Genomic DNA, 20,537 nt, shown 5'->3' on the forward strand with positions numbered 1-20,537 from the left:
CCACCCCGCTTGCCGCCGATCAGCTGCACCGGGAGCCAGATTTCGCGGCCTGGCACGCTCGAAAAAAACTTGATTCAAACTTTATTGGTAATTTCTCGTTCATAACTCGATCTGGTTTGTCCGTCGGCTGTCGTTTTGCCCTCGGTCTGTTTTGTTTTGAGTACAGGTCAAGATGCGGATTCCGGGCGCCATCAGTTTTTTGATCGCATCGCTATGCCTTGCAGGCTGTACCTCGACGGCCGGCGTCGACGCGCTGGATTTGCAGAAACCGTCGAACGAAACCACCAGTTCCGTGATACGGCCGCCCGCGCCGATCGCCGCGGCTCCGAAGGCGATGGCCAGGAGCGCGCCGAGGGCCGAAAGGGCGCCCGAGGCTGACAATGGTCTGCCTGACAATGGCCTGGAAGACGACAATGCTGCCGCCGAAAATACTCGGCCTTTCGGCCTGGCGGAAGAAGAGACAGTGTCATTCCCGGCGCCTGAACTGCCCGACAGCGCCGAGCCGCCGGTCGAGCCGGCTGCGCTCGTGTCGCCGCCGAGGCTGTTGAGCCGCGCGGCACCGCCCATGCTCGCCGGGCCGGTCACCCGCTACGGCTTTCGCGACGCCAAGCCGATCAATTTCGGCCGGTCCTCGCCCCGGCACCTTGCCGTACACGGCGTCGACGTCTCTCGCTGGCAAGGCAACGTCAATTGGGAAAAGCTGCGCGCGCAGGGCGCCAACTTCGCCTACATCAAGGCGACCGACGGCGGCGACCATCTCGATCCGATGTTCATGAAGAACTGGCGCAATGCCGACGCCGCCGGCCTGAAGCGCGGCGCCTATCACTTCTTCTACTGGTGCCGCACCGCGGGCGAGCAGGCCGACTGGTTCATCCGCAACGTGCCCAAGATGGATGGCGCGCTGCCGCCGGTGATCGACGTCGAATGGAACGGCGAATCCAGCTGCAAGCGGAGGCCGTCGCGCGAAAAGGTGCTGGAGAAGATGCAGGTGTTCATGGACAAGCTGGAGCGCCATTACGGCCAGCGGCCCATCATCTACACCGCGCCTGATTTCTACCGCGACAATCTCCGGGGCCAATTTCTCGATTATCCGTTCTGGCTGCGCGCCGTGGCGCGCCATCCGTCGAAGGTCTACCCCGACCGCAAATGGCTGTTCTGGCAGTATTCCGGCTCCGGCCTGTCGCACGGTGTCACCGGCCGCATCGACCTCAACGTCTTCCACGGCGACGAACGGCAATGGCGCGCCTGGGCCGGCGGACGGATTTCCGTCGCCGACGCTGACTGAGGCAGCCTATCAGGCCCGGCGTACTTCGCGCTCGCGTATGTCAGCCGTCTGGGCCAGCACCCAATCCCGGAACACCTTGATCTTCGGTGTGTTGCGGCGGCTTTCCAGGTGCACCAGCCAATAGCCGTCACCATCTGATCCCAGCACTTCAAATGGCTGTATCAACTGGCCCTTTGCCAGCAGGGCGCTGTAGATGTTGCGGGTGAGGATCGCGGCGCCCTGATCGGTCAGCGCCGCCATTGCATCGTAGGCCTGCGAACCCAGGTTCGGTCCCGCGATGACGCGATCGGGCTTGAAGGATACGCCGGCTGCTTCGAACCAGATTTTCCACCAGGGATCGTCGGCACAGCACAACGCCACCTTGTAGAGGTCCTCGGGGTGGCGAATGCCGCCCACGCTCTCGGCCAGTTTCGGGCTGAGCATTGGCGTATAGTCCGCCTTGAACAAATAGTGGGCTGTCAGGCCGGGCCATTTTCCGGTGCCGGTTCTGATCCCGATATCCATGTCCTCGCGTGTGAAATCGACCAGCCGGGACGACGTATTCACCTTCACGGCGAGATCGGGATGCATCAGCTGGAATGTTCCAAGCCACACGGCCAGCCAGTTCGATGCGAATGTTTCCGAGGTTGTGACGGACAGCACGCCAGTCGCTCCACCCTTTGTGGCGACCCACGCGTCGGCCAGGGCCGAGAATGCGCCCGTTGCGTGCGGCGCCAATTGCTGTCCAGCTTCGGTCAAGGCGATTTGCCTTGTTTTTCTTATGAAAAGCGGCGTTCCGGCGCGCTCTTCCAGCACCTTGATCTGATAGCTGGCCGCCGACTGTGTCATGCCGAGTTCCTCGGCCGCCTTGGTGAAACTGCCCAGCCGCGCCGCGGCTTCAAAGACGCGAATGGCGCCCAGTGGTGGTAGCTCCCAACTCATGACGCATCAATCCTCCTGATGCATAGTAAGCGATGTTCGATTGGAAGCCAAGGCCGCGACCAGGCATACTCCGGTCATCAACTCAAACCCGAAAGGACACGGCAATGACCCTCTACAACACACTTCGTCGTCCGGTGCTCGACCTCTTCACCGCTCCGTTCAGACCCCGCACGCGCGGCCTGCTCGACCAGCGTGCGCTGTCGGATCATTTCCTGCGCGATATCGGCATGCTTGACGGACACGCTTCTGCCGGCAGCACCCGCTGACTTGCGTGCCCCGCCGACTTGCGTGCCCCGCTGACTGGCGTGCATTGACTGGTGCAAATGGGAGGAAAAGATGAGCGTATCTGCGGAGGCCTTGGCGAAGAGCCGTCAGACGATCTCCTCCTACGAGGATTATGCGGAACAGTATGATGCAATCGTGCGGCATGTTCCCAACCCGAGAGAGCAGGCAGCGCTAAGGCGCCTCGTGGCGATCGCCGGCACAGGCGGCCAGATTCTGGAAGTCGGGTCGGGAGCGGGATACGACGCCGACTTTCTGGAGACCTTGGGCGTCAAAGTTCGGCGCACCGACGCAACAAAGCGGTTTCTTGAGCTGCAGGCCGCGCGCGGCAAGTATGGTGAACTGCTCGATCTCATCACCGATGATCTCGGCGGCCCCTACGACGCAGTCTTGGCCCTGTGCGTCCTGATCCATGTGCCTCGCGACCAGACCGACCAGGTCCTTGCCAAGATAGCCGGATCGCTGCGACCAGGCGGCGCGTTCCTCGTATCGATGCGCAATGGCGATGGCGAGACGGGCGGCGAATATCACACGGTCTACTGGCGCAGGGACGACTTCGCCGCCCGCATCGAAGCCGCTGGGCTGGTCCTTATCAGGGACGACTTCAACATCGGCCGCAACAACGAAGAGTGGAACACATTCCTGGCCGTGAGACCGTCGTGACTGGGTCCGTCACCTCCGATTTTTGCGAATAAGCGAGACATTGCCGCCGCAGTGCTGTCTAGTGCCTGTTCCTGCACTCCGGGGGGATCAGGGTGGAGCTGGAACTCAAATTTCTGCTTGTCGGCTTTGCCTGCGCGGTCTCCGGCATGCTGTCGCTCATCACCTTTGTGAAATGGCGCGAGGTGCAGACCCTCAGCCGCTGGTTGCCGACGCCGGGAAAGATCATCTCGTCACGCGTCGAGGCGCGTGAGGTCAGAAGCTCGGGCGCTGGCTCGGACAGCACCGATACCACGGAGATGCGCAATTTCCCGGCCATCACCTTCGAATACAAAGTCGGCGGCAAGAAATTTCAAAGCTCGCGCTACAGCGTGAAGGAGAATTTGGGGAACTTTGAAGTCCCCGAAACCCTTGCGCAGTTTCCCCGCGGCGCGGAGGTGACCGTCTTCTACAATCCAGCCGACCCGAGCAAAGCCGTAATCGAGCGCACCATGCCGGATGGCGCCTTCAAGTTCATGGTCCAGCTCTCGGCCGGTTTGGTGATCGGCACGGCGGTTCTGGTGTTTTCCGTCGGCGGCGTGCTCGAGGCGATCCGCCCGCATCTGCCCAAACCGCAAAACCTCGGTGCCGCGGCATTGCTGTTGTTCATGGGCCTGTTCGCCCTGCGCATGGGCTTTGCCCAGAAGTCGCTTGCCGAGCAGGCGGCAAAATGGCCGGTCGCCGCCGGCCGCATCGATGCGTCAGGTCTGCAGGCGCTGCGAAGCCATTCAAGCTATCAACGCTGGCGCACCGTTTTCAAATCTCGCATCGTCTACAGCTATGGCGTCGCCGGCCAGCGCTACAGCGCCGACCGCGTCACCTTCGGCGCCACGGTCACGGCTTCGCTGCCCGGCCTCGTCGGTGGCCAGGCGCGTCGCTATGTCGAGGGCAGCAAGGTCGACGTGCACTATGATCCCGCCAACCCCGGCTCGGCCGTGCTCGAATGCCGGGTGCGCGGGCTCTGGCTGCTGTGGGTCTGTTCGGCAGGATTTCTCGGCGGCGCCGCCTTCCTGGTCGGGCTGGTGTGAGGACAGGCTTTTGGCTTCGGCAACGCTCTCCCAGAGACATCTGGTGATCATTCGCAAACTGGCCTTTGTTTTCCTGGGCCTGCTCGTCCCGATCCAGTTAGCGAGCGCCAAGGAATGCTTGCTGAGCCACGCCACCTACCGCGAGCCGCGCTCGGGCGCCGTTCTGCAATTTCGGCCACTGGACAATGAGCCGGCGGCGCTGACGGCCGAGGTGTTTTCGCTGACCGTTCCCCATACCGACATCCGTCTGCCTGCCGACATCACCTGGACGAATGGCAAGAACTCGTTTCCGCTCGGCACCATCCGCCACACCTGCACCGACGACGACCGCGAAGCCGGCCTTCAGGATGGCAGCGGCCTGTGCAGGATATGGGATGGGCAGATCTATGCCTTGACCGGCGGCGGCGCCGAGCAGTTGAATTCGAGCGAAGCGACACCGGCGCCGAAAGGGCTGTTGCTGCCCGATTTCGGCGCGGCTTTCACCGAATGGGCCGATTTCGCCAACGCCAATCCCAATGGCTCGGCATGGGACGCCTTTACTTTGACAGGATGCAGCGATGAATAGCCCCATGAGATCGATCGCCTGGGGTAGTGCCCTGTTCGCATGTGTGACGATGTCGGCGGGCGCGCGTGCGGACGAGCCGGCTCCGTCGCGCCCGCCCATCGACAAATGCGTCTGGGAAAAACTGACGGACAAAACTGTCGGGCTTGCCGCCTGGGTGCAGCGCTGCGATTTCGGCTTCCGCCAGATCCACTTCGAATTCGCCAGCAATGCTCTCGCCATTAAATACAGCGATGGCGGCGCGGCCGACCCTCTTGTCGAGTTGTATGACATCAGGCCCGGCGAAACCGCCGAGGCCGCATTGCAGCGCCTGTTCCTGGAAAAGACAGACAAGGCCGTCAGCGCCCGCTGCATGCTGGCGCCTTACACGGAGGGGGCGGTGCCCGCCGGCGTCAAACGCTACACATTCAGCCCCGACGCTGCTTATGCGAAAGAGCTGGAAGCGAAGGCCGATCCCAACGAAGTCCCCGACCCACCCTGCGGCGACTGGGGCGAAATGCCCGACGGCATCCAGTATTTCGAGGTGCCAGCGGGTGAAACGCAAAAGCTGCTGTTCGTCCGCATCGGCCAGGATCAGCCGTTGTTCGATGAGCAGACGCTGCAGGTGTTGCCGAAGGGGTAGCGCCGGGGTCTCACGGACAGCTCTCTCTGAGGCTGGAGGTCAGAGAACTGTCTTCAAGGGTTCGGGAATGTAGTGGAAGCCTTCGCCGTGCTTCACGACATGGCCAAGGCCAGGCCAGGGAAAATGGTATCCCATCATCCGCGTACGGTCAGATGTCAGCATGTCGAGCATTCGAATGCGCGTTGCCGCTGCCTGCTTGGCGTCCGTATCAAAGACGAATGTCCCGCGAGGATCTTCCAGCAGCAGAACAGAGTGATGCGCGAGATCGGCGGCGTAGCAGAAGGTTTCGGAGCCGGAGGTAATCATGAACATGGAGTGTCCTACAGTATGCCCCGGCGCCGCAAGTGCCTGGACGCCAGGCAGAAATTCCTGGCCATCCTTGTAAAAGACGATCCGGTCGCGCAAAGGCAATAGGTTTCGGCGGGCAGTTTCGATAAGCGGCTTGAGTTGAGAGCCGAGCTTCACTTCGTCGGTCCAGAAGTCCAGGTCGGCTGAACTGATATAAATTTGGGCGTTTGGAAAGACCGCCTGCCCATTGATGTCGACGAGACCACCGCAATGGTCGGGGTGAGCGTGGCTGATCACCACGGCATCGATATCGCTGGGCGCGATGCCAGCTTTCACCAACGTTGAGGCTAACTTGCCGGGAAGTGGCCCAAAGCTTTTAGAAGCTCCGACCCCGGTATCAAAGACGATGAGTTTGTCGCCGGTGTTGAGAACGAGGACGTTCTGCTCGAGGACGATGTCATCGGTTGGCAAGAAATTACTCTGCAGGAGCTTGATGATCTCCCCCGGCGGAAACCCGTTGAAGCTGGCTGCGGGTTTGCCCATCGGCAGAGGTCCATCTGAGACGACCGTCGCCTCGATCGCGCCAATCATGAAACGATGGAAGGCCGGTGCTTGGGTGCCGAGAAGAGGCGCCCTTGCAGCAGCGCGGTTCGTGAGCAACGCACTGCCGATTCCGGCCGCACCCAGCCTCAAAAGTGATCGTCTATCCAATGTCGACATCGCAGGTCTCCGATTTCGTTGTTTCTGTTTGAATGTGACCGGCCTGATATCGGTTGGAACGTTTTTGCCCGGCGCGGATCCGCCTGAATATTGATCCGATAACGTTTAGGAGATAAATAGCAGAATGCGCCAGTCACTCGTAACCAATGGTTTGTAATGGATCGCTTATCCAGCATGGCTGTTTTCGTAAGGGCCGTCGAAGCCGGCTCGTTCGCCGCGGCAGCTGACGCACTCGACCTATCTGCCCCTATGGTCGGAAAACATGTCAAAATGCTCGAGGACCATCTGGGCGTCCGTCTCATTAACCGTACGACGCGCCGTCAGAGTCTCACCGAAACCGGGCAGTGCTTCTACGAGCGTTGCAAGACAGTGTTGATGGAGGTCGAAGCGGCAGAGGCATGCGCGGCAGAAAGCCGTGCGATGCCGCGCGGCCGGCTGCGTGTGAATGCACCCGTGACTTTCGGCGCTCATTGTCTCGCGCCAATCCTGCCTGAGTATCTGCGGGCCCATCCCGAGGTGTCGGTCGATCTCAGCTTGAACGATCGCATCGTGGACCTTGTCGACGAGGGCTACGATGCGGTCATCAGGGTCGGGGTCTTGTCGGACTCGACTTTGATCGCGCGTCCTCTGGCGCCTTATCGCTTGGTCGCTTGCGCCGCGCCGAGCTATCTGACTGAACGCGGCACGCCATCGTCACCCATGGATCTTGGTGATCACGAATGCCTTGGATTCGTTCATTGGGCGCCGCGCGGTTCTTGGGAATTCAAAGATGCAAATGGTGCCACGAAAACGACAGCGATTGCTGCCCGATTGACCACAAACAGCGGTCAAGCCCTCCGCGCTGCGGCACTTGCGGGCTTTGGGATTATCCTGCAGCCATTCGCGCTGGTGGCTGCGGATCTCGAAGCCGGACGGCTGGTCCAACTGCTGTGCGACTACGACCCGCCGTCGCGGCCCATCCACATTCTATTTGCGCCCGACGAGCGGCCTGGCCCAAAGCTCCGCAGCTTTGTCGATTTTATGGTGCAGCGCTTCGGATGAAATGACGGTGGCATCAACCAGCCGCCGCGGCGGCTGAAATCCAAACGGGCGGGCCCTTCAGCACGTCAACCCGATCTCACCCTTCTGCGACCCGCCGATCATATTCGTCCCGCTTGATCGCGACCCTCAAAACATTTCGGCCCGATCTTGCGACCGGGCCGATGATCTTGCGTTTCAGCGTTTCAGAATTTCTCAGCTGCACCCGCTCGTAGCGCCACAGGTGTCGCACTTCTCGCAAGTCCCGTTGCGCACCATGGTAAAATTCTGGCACTCGGAGCAGGAATTGCCGGTGTAGCCCTGGAGCAGCGATTTGGCGCGGCGGTCGTTGGCGAGTTTCTTTGCCTCGGCCGCTTCATTCGCCGCTGCGTCGGTGAACAGTGCGGCCGTGGCGTCCGAAGCAACACCCGCCGCTTCCTCGAAAGCGATGTCCTCGGCCAATTCCTTCGCCCGTTCCTCATAGTCGCGCTTGTAGGCGACCGCTTCGTCGCTGGCCGGTTTCAGCGTCAGCACGTTGGAGCCGGAGAAGGCGGTCGGCGCGGAGCGGGCAGGGGCGCCCGAGGGAGCCGCAAAACCCTTCGGATCGTTGCCGCTCACCCGCGACACCAGCTTCACCGGCGAGGCGCCGCGGGTCAGGCCCTTGGAGACCGCGTCGGTCTTGCCTTCGCTGATGCCACGGCCAAGTGCGGTGTTGGAAAAGTCCGACTGGTCGACATGGGCGAGGTCGTTGCGGCCGAGATAGGAGATCGCGAGTTCCCGGAACACGTAGTCGAGGATCGACGTCGCGCTCTTGATCGCATCATTGCCTTGCACCATGCCGGCCGGTTCGAACTTGGTGAAGGTGAAGGCGTGCACATATTCGTCGAGCGGCACGCCGTACTGCAGGCCGAGCGAGATGGCGATGGCGAAGTTGTTGAGAAGGCCACGCAGCGTCGCGCCTTCCTTGTTCATGTCGATGAAGATCTCGCCGAGACGGCCATCGTCATATTCGCCGGTGCGCAGGAAGATGGTGTTGCCACCGATCTTGGCCTTTTGGGTGTAGCCCTTGCGGCGGCCGGGCAGCTTTTCCTGCTCGCGCGAGACGCGCTCGATGATGCGCTCGACGATCCGCTCGGTGATCTGTGCGGCGCGCGCCGCCGCCGGTGCGGCGATCAGCTGCTCGATCGCCTCGTCCTCGTCGTCCTCGCCATCGGCGAGCAGCGAGGAGTTGAGCGGCTGCGACAGCTTCGAGCCGTCGCGGTAGAGCGCGTTGGCCTTCAGCGCCAGCTTCCACGACAGCATGTAGGCGCCCTTGGCGTCTTCAACCGTCGCATCGTTGGGCATGTTGATGGTCTTGGAGATGGCGCCGGAGATGAAGGGCTGTGCCGCCGCCATCATCTGGATGTGGCTGTTGATCGACAGCGACCGCTTGCCGATTTTGCCGCACGGGCTGGCGCAGTCGAACACCGCCAGGTGTTCGGCCTTGAGGAAGGGCGCGCCTTCCAGCGTCATCGCACCGCAGACATGGATGTTGGCGGCCTCGATGTCCTTCCTGGAGAAGCCCAGCGCCGGCAGCATCTCGAACGAGAAGTCGTTGAGCTGCTCGTCGGTGAAACCAAACGTCTCCTTCACCCAGTCGGCGCCGAGCGTCCACTGGTTGAAGACGAACTTGATGTCGAAGGCCGACTTTAGCGCCGCATTGAGCGCCGCGATCTTCTCGTCGGTAAACCCCTTCGCCTTGAGCGCACGCGGATTGATTGCCGGCGCCTGGTTGAGATTGCCGTGGCCGACCGCATAGGCCTCCATCTCGCCAATCTGGGCTTCGGAATAGCCGAGGGTGCGCAGCGCTTCCGGAACGGCGCGGTTGATGATCTTGAAATAGCCGCCGCCGGCCAGCTTCTTGAACTTCACCAGGGCGAAGTCGGGCTCGATGCCGGTGGTGTCGCAATCCATGACCAGGCCGATCGTGCCGGTCGGCGCGATGACGGTCGCCTGCGCATTGCGGTAGCCGTGCTCTTCGCCGAGTTCGATGGCGCGGTCCCAGGCGGCCTTGGCGTGCACCGCAAGGTCCTGCTGCTTGAGGTCGGAGGCGACCAGCGGCACCGGGTTGACGGCCAGCTTCTCATAGCCCTGCTTCTCGCCATAGGCAGCACGGCGATGGTTGCGCATCACGCGCAGCATGTTCTGCGCGTTGCGGTCGTAATCGGCAAAGGCGCCGAGTTCGGCGGCCATCTCGGCCGAGGTGGCATAGGCCGTGCCGGTCATGATCGCGGTGAGTGCGGCGCAGATGGCGCGGCCCTCGTCGGAGTCGTAGGGGATGCCCGACGTCATCAGCAGGCCGCCGATGTTGGCGTAGCCGAGGCCGAGTGTGCGGTATTCATAGGACTGCTTGGCAATCTCCTTCGACGGGAACTGCGCCATCATGACCGAGATTTCGAGAACGATGGTCCACAGCCGCACCGTGTGCTCGTAGGCCGCGATGTCGATCGTGCCGTCGGCATTGCGGTAGGGCAGAAGGTTGATCGAGGCCAGGTTGCAGGCCGTGTCGTCGAGGAACATGTATTCCGAGCACGGGTTGGACGCCCGGATCGCACCGGCCGAAGCGCAGGTGTGCCAGTCGTTCATCGTCGTGTTGAAATGCAGACCCGGATCAGCCGACGCCCAGGCGGCGTAGCCGATCTTTTCCCACAGGTCCCGCGCCTTCAGCGTCTTCAAGACCTTGCCGTCCTTGCGGGCGGTGAGGTGCCAGTCGGCATCATCTTCGACGGCGCGCAGGAAATTGTCCTTCAGCGACACCGAATTGTTGGAGTTCTGGCCCGAAACGGTGAGGTAGGCGTCCGAATCCCAGTCGGTGTCGTAGGTCTTGAACGACATCGACGTGTAGCCCTGCTTGGCGAACTGGATGACGCGGTAGATGTAGTTCTCCGGCACAGCCGACTTCTTGGCCGCCTTGATCTCGCGCTTCAGCGCGGTGTTGATCGACGGGTCGAAGCAGTCGTCGTCCTGGCCTTCGCAGTTGACGCAGGCCTTCATGATCGCTTCGAGATGCTTCTTGACGATCTTGGAGCCGGTGACCAGCGAGGCGACCTTCTGCTCTTCATTGACCTTCCAGTCGATGAATTCCTCGATATCGGGGTGGTCGGCGTCGACAATGACCATTTTGGCGGCGCGGCGCGTCGTGCCGCCCGACTTGATGGCGCCCGCCGCGCGGTCGCCGATCTTGAGGAAGCTCATAAGGCCGGACGAACGGCCGCCGCCGGACAGTTTTTCGCCTTCGCCGCGCAGCAGCGAGAAGTTGGAGCCGGTGCCCGAGCCGTACTTGAACAGGCGCGCTTCACGCACCCAAAGGTCCATGATGCCGCCCTCGTTTACGAGGTCGTCCTGCACGCCCTGGATGAAGCAGGCATGCGGCTGCGGATGTTCATAGGAGGATTTCGACTTGGTCAGCTTGCCGGTGAACGGGTCGACATAGAAGTGGCCCTGGCTCGGGCCGTCGATGCCATAGGCCCAGTGCAGGCCGGTATTGAACCATTGCGGCGAATTCGGCGCCACGCGCTGGGTGGCCAGCATGTAGGCAAGCTCGTCGCGGAAGGCGCGCGCGTCTTCCTCCGACGCCTTGAAGTAGCCGCCCTTCCAGCCCCAGTAGGTCCAGGTGCCGGCCAGCCGGTCGAAGACCTGGCGGGCGTCGATCTCGGAACCGTAGCGCTCGGCCTCCGGCAGCTTGGCTAGCTCGGCCTCATCGGCGACGGAGCGCCACAGGAAGGAGGGGACGTCGTTCTCTTCGATCTTCTTCAGTCGCGCGGGGACACCGGCCTTGCGGAAATACTTCTGCGCCAGGATGTCGGCGGCGACCTGGGAGAACTGCGCCGGCACATCGATATTGTCGAGACGGAACACCACCGAGCCATCCGGATTCTTGATCTCCGAAAGCGCCTTGCGGAATTCGATCTCCGCGTAAGCCGATTGCCCTTGCTTGGTGAAACGACGCTCGATGCGCATTGGTCCGATCCCTTTTGTCTATATATAGCGCTTTCGTCAGGGGATTTCTGCCCCCAATGCGAAACACGCATGTCCGCCGCCTGCCGGCGTTCGAAAACGGCCGGCTCTCCATTTCGCAGTCTCCGCCGGCCCTGCTGGTCAAACTCCTTGCGAAGTGCCTGTCCAACGCGCTGACGAACCCCGCGGGTCCCTCAAAACTGATTTTTTTCCGATTCCCTCACTTGAGGGAAATTCACACTATCTAGCGTCGAACTTGCCTGCAAACACTAAATATAGTGTTAACAGACAATTTATTCCAGTCCGACAATTCTCCCTATTGTCCCCAACCGCCCCACAACCCCAACGCTTCCGCCGGCCTCGTAAACGGGCGGAAATGCGGGCAAAAACGCACATAATCCGGGAAAAAGACCGGGCTCAGAACTTTCCGGTCGCACTCTCAACAGGAGCGCATGGCCTATAAAAGGCGACTCGTTTTGCGCCGTCAAGGATTCGTTTGCGTAGCTTTTGTGACCCCAACATCTTGTGTGTCACATATGTGGATAACGGGGATAGAATTGCAGCGCGGCGATCGCTTCGCCCAACCGCTGCGTCCCGAGGGATCAACCGTAATGCAGTTTCGGCTTTGGCTCGGTGCCGGTGAACTGCACCCCGACGCGGTCCTTGCGGCGCCAGCGAACCTCGCACCGATAGGCGATGCCGTCGAGCGGCACGTAGAGAAGGAAGCGATCGGGAACCCGAGCCTCGAGCGGTATCTTCAGTTCGGCACCGCTGTCGTGCTGATTGCGCAACGTGCAGCCGACCTCCGAATTCTGAATCCCGGTGATGATCGTTCCACCCTTGAGCACGCGCGGACGATGCTCGCGCTTGGGCTCGCCGGAATCTTCCGGAAGTGGGTCTACAGGGTTCACCATCGATAACACGCCAGACCGAGCGATTCCTATCCGTGAATGATTAGCAAACCATTCACGGTCCTGCATCGAAAACCGTGCGGGCGGACTTGGTGTGGAATAGACTCCTGGAGCCGGAGATCGCGGCCGATCAAGGAAATCGATGCGGATCGGCGCAGAAATAGGCGATGATCTGGCAAAGGTCGGGTTCGTTGACCATGCGCACCGCTTCCTTGGAACTGACCCATTTGCGGGTGCGCGAATTTTTTTCCTTCCAACGATCGGCGATCTTGTCGACGTGCAATGGAAACACCAGGACTTCGCACGGCACTTCTTCGCCGGAAGCCAACACCTTGGCGTAGAAATAACGACCGGCCTCAAGGTGCGACACCGTTCCGCGCAGTCCGGCTTCCTCGCCGGCCTCGCGCGCGGCAGCCTCGCAGAGCGGCTCCCTGGCTTCCGGCCAGCCCTTGGGCAACACCCAGCGGCCGGTATCACGGCTGGTGATCAGCATGATCTCGACGCCATTGTCGCCATCCCGCCAGGGCAGGGCGGCAACCTGCAAACGGCACGGCGCCGTGCCGAAGAGTCGCCGGACCCTTTCGGCCAGATGGTTGTGTGTCGTTGCCCTTGTCAACATCGGAGAAGCTAGCCCCAGCCTCCAGAATCGTTTGCCGCCTCACGAATCTTACGGCCAATTGTCAGCAATAAAAGTAAAAACTTTGGATGCACTGGCCAATTTCCGCCAACAAAGGTCGATTTCACAGGAAATCGTACCCTGTGGGCCCATTCCGAAAGCAAATGGTACCCGGTAGTGGCTACAAATTTAATAAAAACGAGCTGTCGCGAATCAGCCGGCGTGATCGTCGGCGATCGGCTTCTGATAGGTGAAGCCCATGTCCCACGGGAAATAGATCCAGGTGTCCTGGCTGACTTCGGTGACGAACGTATCGACCAGCGGCCTGCCTTTCGGCTTGGCGTAGACGGTGGCGAAATGCGCCTTCGGCATCATCGCGCGCACGATGCCCGCCGTCTTGCCGGTGTCGGTCAGGTCGTCGATGATCAGCACGCCGGCGCCGTCATCGGCCAGCAGGGCGGGGGTGATCTCCTTGAGAACCTGCAGCTGCCCCTGGCTGGTGTAGTCGTGATAGGAGGCGACGCAGACCGTCTCGATGACGCGGATGCCGAGTTCGCGCGAGATGATCGCAGCCGGAACGAGCCCGCCACGCGTGATGCAAACGATCGCTTTCCATTGCCCCTTGTTGGCACCCGCAAGCCGCCAGGCGAGCGCCCGGGCGTCACGATGGAACTGGTCCCAGGAGACCGGAAAGGCTTTTTCAGGAAGGGACATGTCGCGCACTCCGCAGCACGCGGGGATCGCGCGCAAGAAAACAGGGGAATGCGCGCGGAATTAACTGGAAAGCCTTGGCCTTGGCAAGGGCAGGGGCCAGCGATCGCTGTGGACTTAAAGCGCGTCGCGTTGAACGGATTCAAGCGACGCGCTTTAAGTTTTTGTTTTCTGCATGTCGTTCTCCCAAACCAGGGTCACTTTTGGGCGACATGCACTAACGCGACAGGAAGGCCGCCACCGGCGTCGTGCGCAGCACAGTACGCGTCACGCCGCCGAACAGAAGCTGGCGTAGCCACGAGTGGCTGTAGGCGCCGAGCACCAGCAGATCGGCGCCGGTTTCCGCGATTCTGGTCTGGATGATGTCGTCGATCGAATTGCCCCCCGATCTCTGCACCGAAACGCTGACGGTGGCGCCATGGCGCGACAGCGCGGACGCGATTTCGGCGCCGGCGGCTTCCGGGCTCTCGTCGAGCGAGTCGGGTGGGTCGATGACCAATATGTCGGTTTTCTCGGCTTCGATGATGAACGGCAGCGCGTCGAAGGCGGCGCGGGCGGCTTCCTTGCTGCCGTTCCAGGCGAGCAGCACATGCTTGAAGGTGGTGACCAGCGGGCCGGCGTGCGGCACCACCAGCACCGGCCGCCCGGCGTCATAGACCAGCGTATCGACATCCGCGCTCGGGTCGCCGCCCGTCTCGCGCTGCGCGGCGATGATCAGATCGGCGGCGCGCACGCTGGAAATGCCGGTCAGCGCGCTGTCGCCCGAAAAACTCTCCAGGCTTCGCCACTCGAAGGAAAGTCCGGAGTTCTCGATATGCCTGAGAAAAATGGCCTGCAGTTTCTCGGCCCGCTCCCGGTTCATGTCGGCCGAAACCTGAAGGAACTCGGTGTCCGGAAAGCCGGTGGCCGAGGTGTAGGGCACCGGAAGCGTTTCGGCATGGATACCGGTCAGATGGCTCTGGAACCGGTTGGCGAGCGGAACGGCGCAGTCCAGCACGCGCTCGGCGTCCTGCTCGTTTTGCAGAATGGCGACGATGGTCTTGAATCGCATGGTAATCCCCTCAGTTTACAAGCGATCGAACTCGCATGAAGGAAACGTTGCAGCGTCGCGCTTGGTTCCGGTCTGGACCAGATCAGCCGGGATTGCTGGCGAACCCGGCCACCATTGCCTCGACATCGGCACGCGCTGCATCAAGCGCTTCCTGGCTGCGGGCGCGTACGACCAGTTCGGTCCAGAATTTGCCATCGCCATATTTCGGATAGGAACCGATGATCGTGTCCGGATGCGCTTTCTGGATGTCGCCCAGCGGTCCGCCGATAAGGCCTTCGCCGAAGGGACAGTGCACGCTTGCCGACAGCATCCGGGTGCCGGCCTTCAGCGTCGGCACGACATTGTCGAGCATCGCCTGGAAGATCGACGGGACACCCGCCATGACATGGACGTTGCCGATGCGGAATCCGGGCGCAACGGACACCGGGTTGTCGATGAGATCGGCGCCGCGCGGCATCCGCGCCATGCGTTTGCGGGCCTCGGTGTATTCGATGCCGCGCGCGGCATAGCTTGCCTCGAGCATTGCATAGGCCTTGGCATCGTATTCGCAAGGCACGCCGAAGGCCTTGGAAATGGAATCGGCCGTGATGTCGTCATGCGTCGGGCCAATGCCGCCGGTGGTGAACACATAGGTGTAGCGCGCGCGCACCGCATTCACCGCCGCGACGATCTCGTCTTCCTCGTCCGGAACGATGCGCACTTCCTTCAGGTCGATGCCGATCGCCGTCATGATATCGGCGAGATGGCCGATGTTCTTGTCCTTGGTGCGGCCGGACAGGATCTCGTCACCGATGACGAGCATGGCGGCGGTTACGATTTCGGGCATGGAAGGCTCCGGCAAGACGAGTCGCCTCAGATAGCGCGGCGCGGCAGCAGCCGCAATGCCGGCTGGGCGGCGAACAATCTGTGCCGATATGCGAGATATCCATCGAACCAGGCCCGGTTTCGATGCAAGGTTGCAGCGGCACCGGATGCGGCTAAGCTCAAGCCGGTTCTGGTGCGGGTGAACAATGCTCCTGTCGTTTCTGTCATGGCTGCTGGCCGGACTTTTGTTGCTGGCGGTCCTGGGGATCACCAGTCTGGTGCTGGCGACGCTGTGGATCGCGGCCAAGGCCGAAAGGCTGGTGCCGCCGGTCGGAAAATTCATCGAGGTAGATGGCAACCGCATCCACTATGTCGACCAGGGCGAGGGGCTGCCGATCGTCTTCCTGCACGGGCTTGGCGCCCAGCTCCACCATTTCCGGCGCACGCTGTTCGGGCGGCTAGGTGCGGGCTACCGGTTGATCGCGCTCGATCGACCGGGCGCGGGCTATTCGGTGCGGGCGAGCGGGGCGACGGGGCGGCTGCCCGAACAGGCCGAGATCGTGCGACGCTTCATTGAAGCTCTCGGGCTGGAAAAGCCGCTGGTGGTCGGTCATTCCCTGGGTGGTGCCATCGCGCTGACCCTGGCGGTGGAACATCCCGAGGCGATTTCCGGCATCGCTCTCCTGGCGCCATTGACCCATATGGAGGCTGGCGGGCGCGAAAAGTTCGGCTCACTCTATATTCCGTCACGCCTGTGGCGCTGGATCATGAGCTACACGGTGGCGATACCGACAAGTCTCCGATATGCGCGGCCGACAATGGAGTTCATCTTCGCGCCGCAAGTTCTGCCCTGCGATTACATGGTCGGAGGCGGCGGCTGGCTCGGGCTCAGGCCGGCCCATTTCTATGCCATGTCCTCCGATGTCGTGGCGATCGAGCGCGACCTCGGCCGCATCGAGAAGCGCTACGGCGAAATCGCCATGCCGGCATTCTGTTCGGCGATGCCGATCGCGTCACCACCTTCCACACCCAGGGCGCGCCGATGAGGTCCAGGATCGAGGGGCTCGATTTCGAATTGGTCGAGGGCATGGGGCACATGCCGCAATTCGTCGCGCCGGAGCGGATCGTCGCCTTCATCGAGCGCGTCGCCAATCGAGCCTTCGCCGGTCGGGCATCACCGCCGGCTCACGACAATTTCACTGAACCATCAGGCTGATTGCCGGTTTTACCCGTGTCGCACCCAAGGCGGCAAAGACACGGAGCAGTTCAATGGTCACGAAACTTCTGACAGCATCCGTCCTGACGATCGGTCTTGCCACATCGGCTATGGCGCAGTCGTCGGACAGCACCTATTCCAACAATCACGACTGGTGGCCGTTCGGCAATGCAAACCATACAAGCGTCGATACCACCACCACCGGAAGCATCTACGGCGACCGCTCAGGATTGAACACCCTGGGCAATACCGGACCGATCGGCCCTTGTGCCTACGACACCGCCGGTCCCGATGCGAATGCCCAAGGGAACGTGAACGATCAGTACTGCGGCAAATAGTCGGAGCACGATCCCGAAAAGCGAGTCATCGGTTTTCGGAAAAGATCACGCTCAAAAAGACAAAGCCGCAGGGCAGCCGCCGGCTGCGGGACGTCTTCTCTCCGGACGTCTGCAGTCGGCGCCCTGCCTGTCCGATTACTGAGACCAGGATACAAGAATTTACTCGGAGACTTCTGTCTGCGGGCGGTCCCGGCCGTCGGCCAGTTCGTCGTGCCATTTGCCTTCGGCATCCTCGTACTGGATGCCGTCCGTAGCCCCGGCGACCTGTTGCTCGGCCGAAGCGATTTCGGCGGCGCGCAACGCGTCCTGATGCGTGGGAAACGTCTCCGAGAAGGTCGCACCGACCTTATAGGCCCAGCCGCCGTCATGCTCGACGATCTTGTAAGTCAGCTTCGCCATCAAAACCTCCAGTTGAAAGGTCCGTCTGCTCAATGCAGCCGGCCATCGGGCAGTCTGTCGTCGGGCACCAGCACTTCCGATTCCTTGGCGGCTTCAATCAGTGCCCGGCGCGCATCTGCTGTCGAACGATAACCTTCCAGCACTTTGAGGCAAGTGTCGAGGGCATCACGATGGCGCGGGCCGCGATTGAGCGGCCAAACGGTCATCAGGCACTCCGCCGCTTCCTGGGCGCTGCGGATATGACGATATTTACCGACGTGGCCAAGTTCGACGACGACCGGCACTTCAAAAGGTTTGTTGTCCATCATGGCCGCAACGCAAAGCAGCCAATTTGGTTGCAACCATGTCCTTGAGCCTGCGCCCAAAAGTCGCGTCGCGTTTGCGACACGCTCTAGGTCCTTGTTTGACACATGTCGTCATTCCAAACCGGATCCAATTTTGGATGACATGCACGGGCGTCTCAGTAGCCGCAATCGTTGCGCAACCAGCGTGCATTTGCCCATCCGGTCCTGCCGCCGATCTCGACCTGATACCAGTTGCCGCGGCGGTCGAAGATCTCGGTGTGATCGCCATTGAACAGCTGGCCGATCATCCGCGACGACGAGTTCGGCCGTGTCCGCACGGCAAGAAAGCCGCTGCCGATCGCCAGATTGTAGCGGCCGGACAGGCCGTGCACCGTGCCCTCGCAATATTGCGCGCTGGCCGGTGTCGACGCGCCGATCCAAAGTCCGGCCACAGCTGTCAGTGCTGCAACAGGCAAGAATGCCCTGAACGACATGATTTCCTCCCAAGCCGGCCGCGCCCGCCGCAGCCTCACCCAAGGTAACAGTTCGCGGACAGAATTGAAGCCAAGCTGTGGCAAACTGTCCAGAACTGCGGGCCGCGCCGGGATCAGGAGAAGGGATCGATCAGCCCGCCGCCTTCATCCAGTGCTGCATCGTCGTCACCGAACGGGCAAGCTGCGGCGCCGGGTGGATTGTCTCGCTGAACGTGGCCGCCGCCCGCCATCCCCAGCGCGGATCAGCCAGGAAGGCGCGCGCCAGCGCCACGATGTCGGCGCGGCCCTCGGCGACGATCGCTTCGGCCTGCTTCGGGTCGTCGATCAGGCCAACCGCGCGTGTCGCAATGCCGGCACCCTTTCGTACGGCTTCCGCCAGATGCACCTGGTAGCCCGGTCCGGTGGGCAATTTCTGCAACGGCGAATTGCCGCCGCTCGAGCAGCAGAGATAGGCGACGCCGACCTCCTTGAGGGCTTTCGCGACTTCGATCGCATCCTCGATGTCGAAGCCGCCATCGACCCAGTCCTTTACCGACAGCCGCGCGCCGAGCATCAGATTTGGCGTTGCCTTCCGCACTGCCTTGGCGATCTCGACGGCAAGACGCATGCGGTTTTCCAGCGAGCCGCCCCAGCGGTCCGTGCGCTGGTTGGACAGTGGCGACAGGAACTGGAAGATCAGATAGCCGTGTGCTGCGTGCAGTTCGAGGAAATCGAAGCCGGCGCGTTCGGCCCGCCTTGCCGCCTCGGCGAAGCTTTCGATGAGCTGCAGGATTTCTTCATCCTCCAGCGCGCGCGGCACGTTCCAGCCGGTGTCGTAGGCGATGGCCGAGGCCGACACCGTCTGCCAGGGATCCTCGTTTGGCTGCAGCGGCCCGCCGCCCTCCCACGGCTTGCGGTTGGAGGCCTTGCGGCCGGCATGGGCAAGCTGCGAGCCGAACTTCGTGCCGGCAGCGGCGACGCGTCTGGCTGCATCCAGCGTGCGGCGGGCGGCCGCCTCATTGTCTTCGGAATAAAGGCCGAGGCATCCATGCGTGATACGCCCGCGCCGTTCGACATCGGTCATCTCGACCATGACCATGCCGGCGCCGGACATGGCAAGGTTCATCCAGTGGTAGAGGTGCCAGTCGCTGGCTGAGCCGTCTTCGGCGGAATACTGGCACATCGGTGCGACGGCGATGCGATTGGGGAAGGTGAGGCCGTCGAGGGTGATTGGCTGAAAAAGCGATGCGGTCATGCGAAAGGGCTCCGGGAGGGGTAAACCGCTATCTAGGTAGTGGATCGAAGGCGCGCCAGACACGAGAAGGTGACACTGCCTCTTTGGACCGATTGCCTGCATTGCGCAAATGCCGGTTCGCGGCTACGCCTCGACCTGGTAGCATGGAGACCACGATGGAAGATCGCATTCGCATCCGTTCGGAGGAAATCCTCTCGGACGACTGGGCTGTCCTGAAGAAGACCGTCCTCGACTACCGCCGGCGTGACGGACAGTGGGAAACGCAGGTCCGCCAGACCTATGATCGCGGCGACGGCGCGGTGATCCTGCCTTACGATCCCTCGCGCTCGACCGTGCTTCTGGTGCGCCAGTTCCGCTATCCCGCCTACGTCACCGGCCACCGCGAGCCGCTGATCGAGGCCTGTGCCGGCCTGTTGGACGAAAATGATCCGGAAACCTGCATCCGCAAGGAGGCCGAGGAAGAGCTGGGCTACCGACTGCAGAACGTGGAACGGCTGTTTTCACCCTATATGAGCCCGGGCAGCGTCACCGAACGGCTCTGGTTCTTCATCGCCCGCTATTCGCCTGCCGACCGCATCTCGGCCGGCGGCGGCGCGCCGGAAGAGGGCGAAGACATCGAAGTGCTGGAGATGCCGCTCGACGAAGCACTGGCCGGCATTGCCGATGGCCGTATCATCGACGCCAAGACGATTATCCTGATCCAACATCTGAAGCTGAATTCGATCCCTGCTTGATCGATTTCCGGCGCTTGCATCCTGTCGAAAGGCTGGCTCTCGAATAGATGGCCGAATAGGGGCGGTTGGCCGTGGGATATTCAGCGTTCGCGCGCCCGGCGCGCGGAGGCCGGCCCGGGGCCGCGCATATAGTGAAGTTCCGGCCGGTAACGCGGTGCAACGAATTCGCGGAAGGCTGATGCCAACCGAGTGATCAAGGCCAAACGTCCCATGACCCAATCTCGGTAAGACACTGCGGGAGGCCGTTCGTTTCCGAATTTTGGCTGTGCTATCCACATGACGGCAAAGTCCGTGACGTTGAAGCCGACGCCGATACGGTCTCGCG

Annotated in this window: 23 protein-coding genes; 11 read left to right on the forward strand and 12 right to left on the reverse strand. The window is 61.9% G+C overall.

The genetic code is table 11. The features are described 5' to 3' along the window. Positions 1–172 precede the first annotated feature (172 nt). The gene (locus AC0ZT5_RS26740; RefSeq protein WP_488498876.1) at positions 173–1,285 is read left to right on the forward strand and encodes a glycoside hydrolase family 25 protein; all 1,113 of its coding nucleotides are present in this window, start codon (positions 173–175) and stop codon (positions 1,283–1,285) included. A gap of 9 nt (positions 1,286–1,294) precedes the next feature. Here the strand turns inward: AC0ZT5_RS26740 and AC0ZT5_RS26745 are convergent, their stop codons facing one another. Further along, positions 1,295–2,206: a LysR substrate-binding domain-containing protein gene (locus tag AC0ZT5_RS26745; RefSeq protein ID WP_488498877.1), complete on the reverse strand. Its 912-nt coding sequence runs from the start codon at positions 2,204–2,206 to the stop codon at positions 1,295–1,297. Positions 2,207–2,310: 104 nt separating this feature from the next. Here AC0ZT5_RS26745 and AC0ZT5_RS26750 point away from each other — a divergent pair, with 104 nt between their 5' ends. The 5 genes from AC0ZT5_RS26750 (at position 2,311) to AC0ZT5_RS26770 (ending at position 5,399) form a co-directional block, all read left to right on the forward strand. Further along, a complete protein-coding gene (locus AC0ZT5_RS26750) occupies positions 2,311–2,472 on the forward strand; it encodes a hypothetical protein (RefSeq protein WP_167392140.1) in 162 nt (53 codons plus the stop codon). 70 nt (positions 2,473–2,542) lie between these two features. Further along, positions 2,543–3,151, forward strand: a complete 609-nt coding sequence (locus AC0ZT5_RS26755) for a class I SAM-dependent DNA methyltransferase (protein WP_488498878.1) — start codon at positions 2,543–2,545, stop codon at positions 3,149–3,151. A 92-nt stretch (positions 3,152–3,243) separates the two neighbouring features. Continuing rightward, on the forward strand, positions 3,244–4,215 hold the full coding sequence (locus AC0ZT5_RS26760; protein ID WP_488498879.1) for a DUF3592 domain-containing protein: 972 nt from the start codon (positions 3,244–3,246) through the stop codon (positions 4,213–4,215). Positions 4,216–4,258: 43 nt separating this feature from the next. Then, positions 4,259–4,780: a hypothetical protein gene (locus tag AC0ZT5_RS26765; RefSeq protein ID WP_488498880.1), complete on the forward strand. Its 522-nt coding sequence runs from the start codon at positions 4,259–4,261 to the stop codon at positions 4,778–4,780. 4 nt (positions 4,781–4,784) lie between these two features. Then, the gene (locus AC0ZT5_RS26770) at positions 4,785–5,399 is read left to right on the forward strand and encodes a hypothetical protein (protein ID WP_488498881.1); all 615 of its coding nucleotides are present in this window, start codon (positions 4,785–4,787) and stop codon (positions 5,397–5,399) included. A 39-nt stretch (positions 5,400–5,438) separates the two neighbouring features. Here the strand turns inward: AC0ZT5_RS26770 and AC0ZT5_RS26775 are convergent, their stop codons facing one another. After that, complete coding sequence (locus AC0ZT5_RS26775; protein ID WP_488498882.1) at positions 5,439–6,407, reverse strand: MBL fold metallo-hydrolase; 969 nt, start codon at positions 6,405–6,407, stop codon at positions 5,439–5,441. Between the two features lie 156 nt (positions 6,408–6,563). On the opposite strand from AC0ZT5_RS26775, the gene AC0ZT5_RS26780 reads away from it, so the two are divergent. Continuing rightward, complete coding sequence (locus AC0ZT5_RS26780; RefSeq protein ID WP_488498883.1) at positions 6,564–7,448, forward strand: LysR family transcriptional regulator; 885 nt, start codon at positions 6,564–6,566, stop codon at positions 7,446–7,448. A 192-nt stretch (positions 7,449–7,640) separates the two neighbouring features. On the opposite strand, the gene AC0ZT5_RS26785 is transcribed toward AC0ZT5_RS26780, so the two are convergent. From AC0ZT5_RS26785 to AC0ZT5_RS26810, 6 genes are all read right to left on the reverse strand, one after another. After that, positions 7,641–11,423: a vitamin B12-dependent ribonucleotide reductase gene (locus AC0ZT5_RS26785; RefSeq protein WP_488498884.1), complete on the reverse strand. Its 3,783-nt coding sequence runs from the start codon at positions 11,421–11,423 to the stop codon at positions 7,641–7,643. Between the two features lie 599 nt (positions 11,424–12,022). Beyond that, on the reverse strand, positions 12,023–12,334 hold the full coding sequence (locus tag AC0ZT5_RS26790) for a PilZ domain-containing protein (protein ID WP_488498885.1): 312 nt from the start codon (positions 12,332–12,334) through the stop codon (positions 12,023–12,025). 127 nt (positions 12,335–12,461) lie between these two features. Then, positions 12,462–12,950 (reverse strand): NUDIX hydrolase, encoded by a 489-nt coding sequence (locus AC0ZT5_RS26795; RefSeq protein ID WP_488498886.1) that lies wholly within the window; start codon positions 12,948–12,950, stop codon positions 12,462–12,464. Between the two features lie 210 nt (positions 12,951–13,160). Next, positions 13,161–13,661, reverse strand: coding sequence for a xanthine phosphoribosyltransferase (gene gpt, locus AC0ZT5_RS26800; protein ID WP_006200882.1), 501 nt, complete (start codon positions 13,659–13,661; stop codon positions 13,161–13,163). Between the two features lie 214 nt (positions 13,662–13,875). Beyond that, complete coding sequence (locus tag AC0ZT5_RS26805; RefSeq protein WP_477287727.1) at positions 13,876–14,709, reverse strand: universal stress protein; 834 nt, start codon at positions 14,707–14,709, stop codon at positions 13,876–13,878. Positions 14,710–14,791: 82 nt separating this feature from the next. Further along, positions 14,792–15,535: a competence/damage-inducible protein A gene (locus AC0ZT5_RS26810; protein ID WP_457153475.1), complete on the reverse strand. Its 744-nt coding sequence runs from the start codon at positions 15,533–15,535 to the stop codon at positions 14,792–14,794. A 184-nt stretch (positions 15,536–15,719) separates the two neighbouring features. Here AC0ZT5_RS26810 and AC0ZT5_RS26815 point away from each other — a divergent pair, with 184 nt between their 5' ends. From AC0ZT5_RS26815 to AC0ZT5_RS26825, 3 genes are read left to right on the forward strand one after another with little or no spacing between them, the layout of a single operon-like run. Next, complete coding sequence (locus AC0ZT5_RS26815) at positions 15,720–16,559, forward strand: alpha/beta fold hydrolase (protein ID WP_488498887.1); 840 nt, start codon at positions 15,720–15,722, stop codon at positions 16,557–16,559. Continuing rightward, positions 16,556–16,729, forward strand: a complete 174-nt coding sequence (locus AC0ZT5_RS26820; protein WP_488498888.1) for a hypothetical protein — start codon at positions 16,556–16,558, stop codon at positions 16,727–16,729. The genes AC0ZT5_RS26815 and AC0ZT5_RS26820 overlap by 4 nt, the downstream gene beginning before the upstream one ends. Positions 16,730–16,782: 53 nt before the next feature. Further along, the gene (locus AC0ZT5_RS26825; protein ID WP_488498889.1) at positions 16,783–17,067 is read left to right on the forward strand and encodes a hypothetical protein; all 285 of its coding nucleotides are present in this window, start codon (positions 16,783–16,785) and stop codon (positions 17,065–17,067) included. Positions 17,068–17,226: 159 nt separating this feature from the next. Here the strand turns inward: AC0ZT5_RS26825 and AC0ZT5_RS26830 are convergent, their stop codons facing one another. The 4 genes from AC0ZT5_RS26830 to AC0ZT5_RS26845 all read right to left on the reverse strand — a co-directional run bounded on the left by AC0ZT5_RS26830 (position 17,227) and on the right by AC0ZT5_RS26845 (position 19,478). Further along, the gene (locus AC0ZT5_RS26830; protein ID WP_095090749.1) at positions 17,227–17,466 is read right to left on the reverse strand and encodes a DUF2188 domain-containing protein; all 240 of its coding nucleotides are present in this window, start codon (positions 17,464–17,466) and stop codon (positions 17,227–17,229) included. Between the two features lie 29 nt (positions 17,467–17,495). Then, positions 17,496–17,774: a DUF982 domain-containing protein gene (locus AC0ZT5_RS26835; RefSeq protein ID WP_477228526.1), complete on the reverse strand. Its 279-nt coding sequence runs from the start codon at positions 17,772–17,774 to the stop codon at positions 17,496–17,498. A gap of 152 nt (positions 17,775–17,926) precedes the next feature. Continuing rightward, a complete protein-coding gene (locus AC0ZT5_RS26840; protein WP_488498890.1) occupies positions 17,927–18,244 on the reverse strand; it encodes an SH3 domain-containing protein in 318 nt (105 codons plus the stop codon). Positions 18,245–18,374: 130 nt separating this feature from the next. Then, entirely contained in the window at positions 18,375–19,478 is a 1,104-nt protein-coding gene (locus tag AC0ZT5_RS26845) for an NADH:flavin oxidoreductase/NADH oxidase (RefSeq protein WP_488498891.1), read from the reverse strand. Positions 19,479–19,633: 155 nt separating this feature from the next. Between AC0ZT5_RS26845 and AC0ZT5_RS26850 the strand changes: the two genes are divergently transcribed. Further along, positions 19,634–20,212 carry an NUDIX domain-containing protein gene (locus AC0ZT5_RS26850; protein WP_488498892.1) on the forward strand — a complete coding sequence of 193 codons (579 nt, stop codon included), beginning with the start codon at positions 19,634–19,636 and terminating at the stop codon, positions 20,210–20,212. Positions 20,213–20,537 lie beyond the last annotated feature (325 nt).

It is taken from the genome of Mesorhizobium sp. CNPSo 4670 (assembly GCF_057784235.1).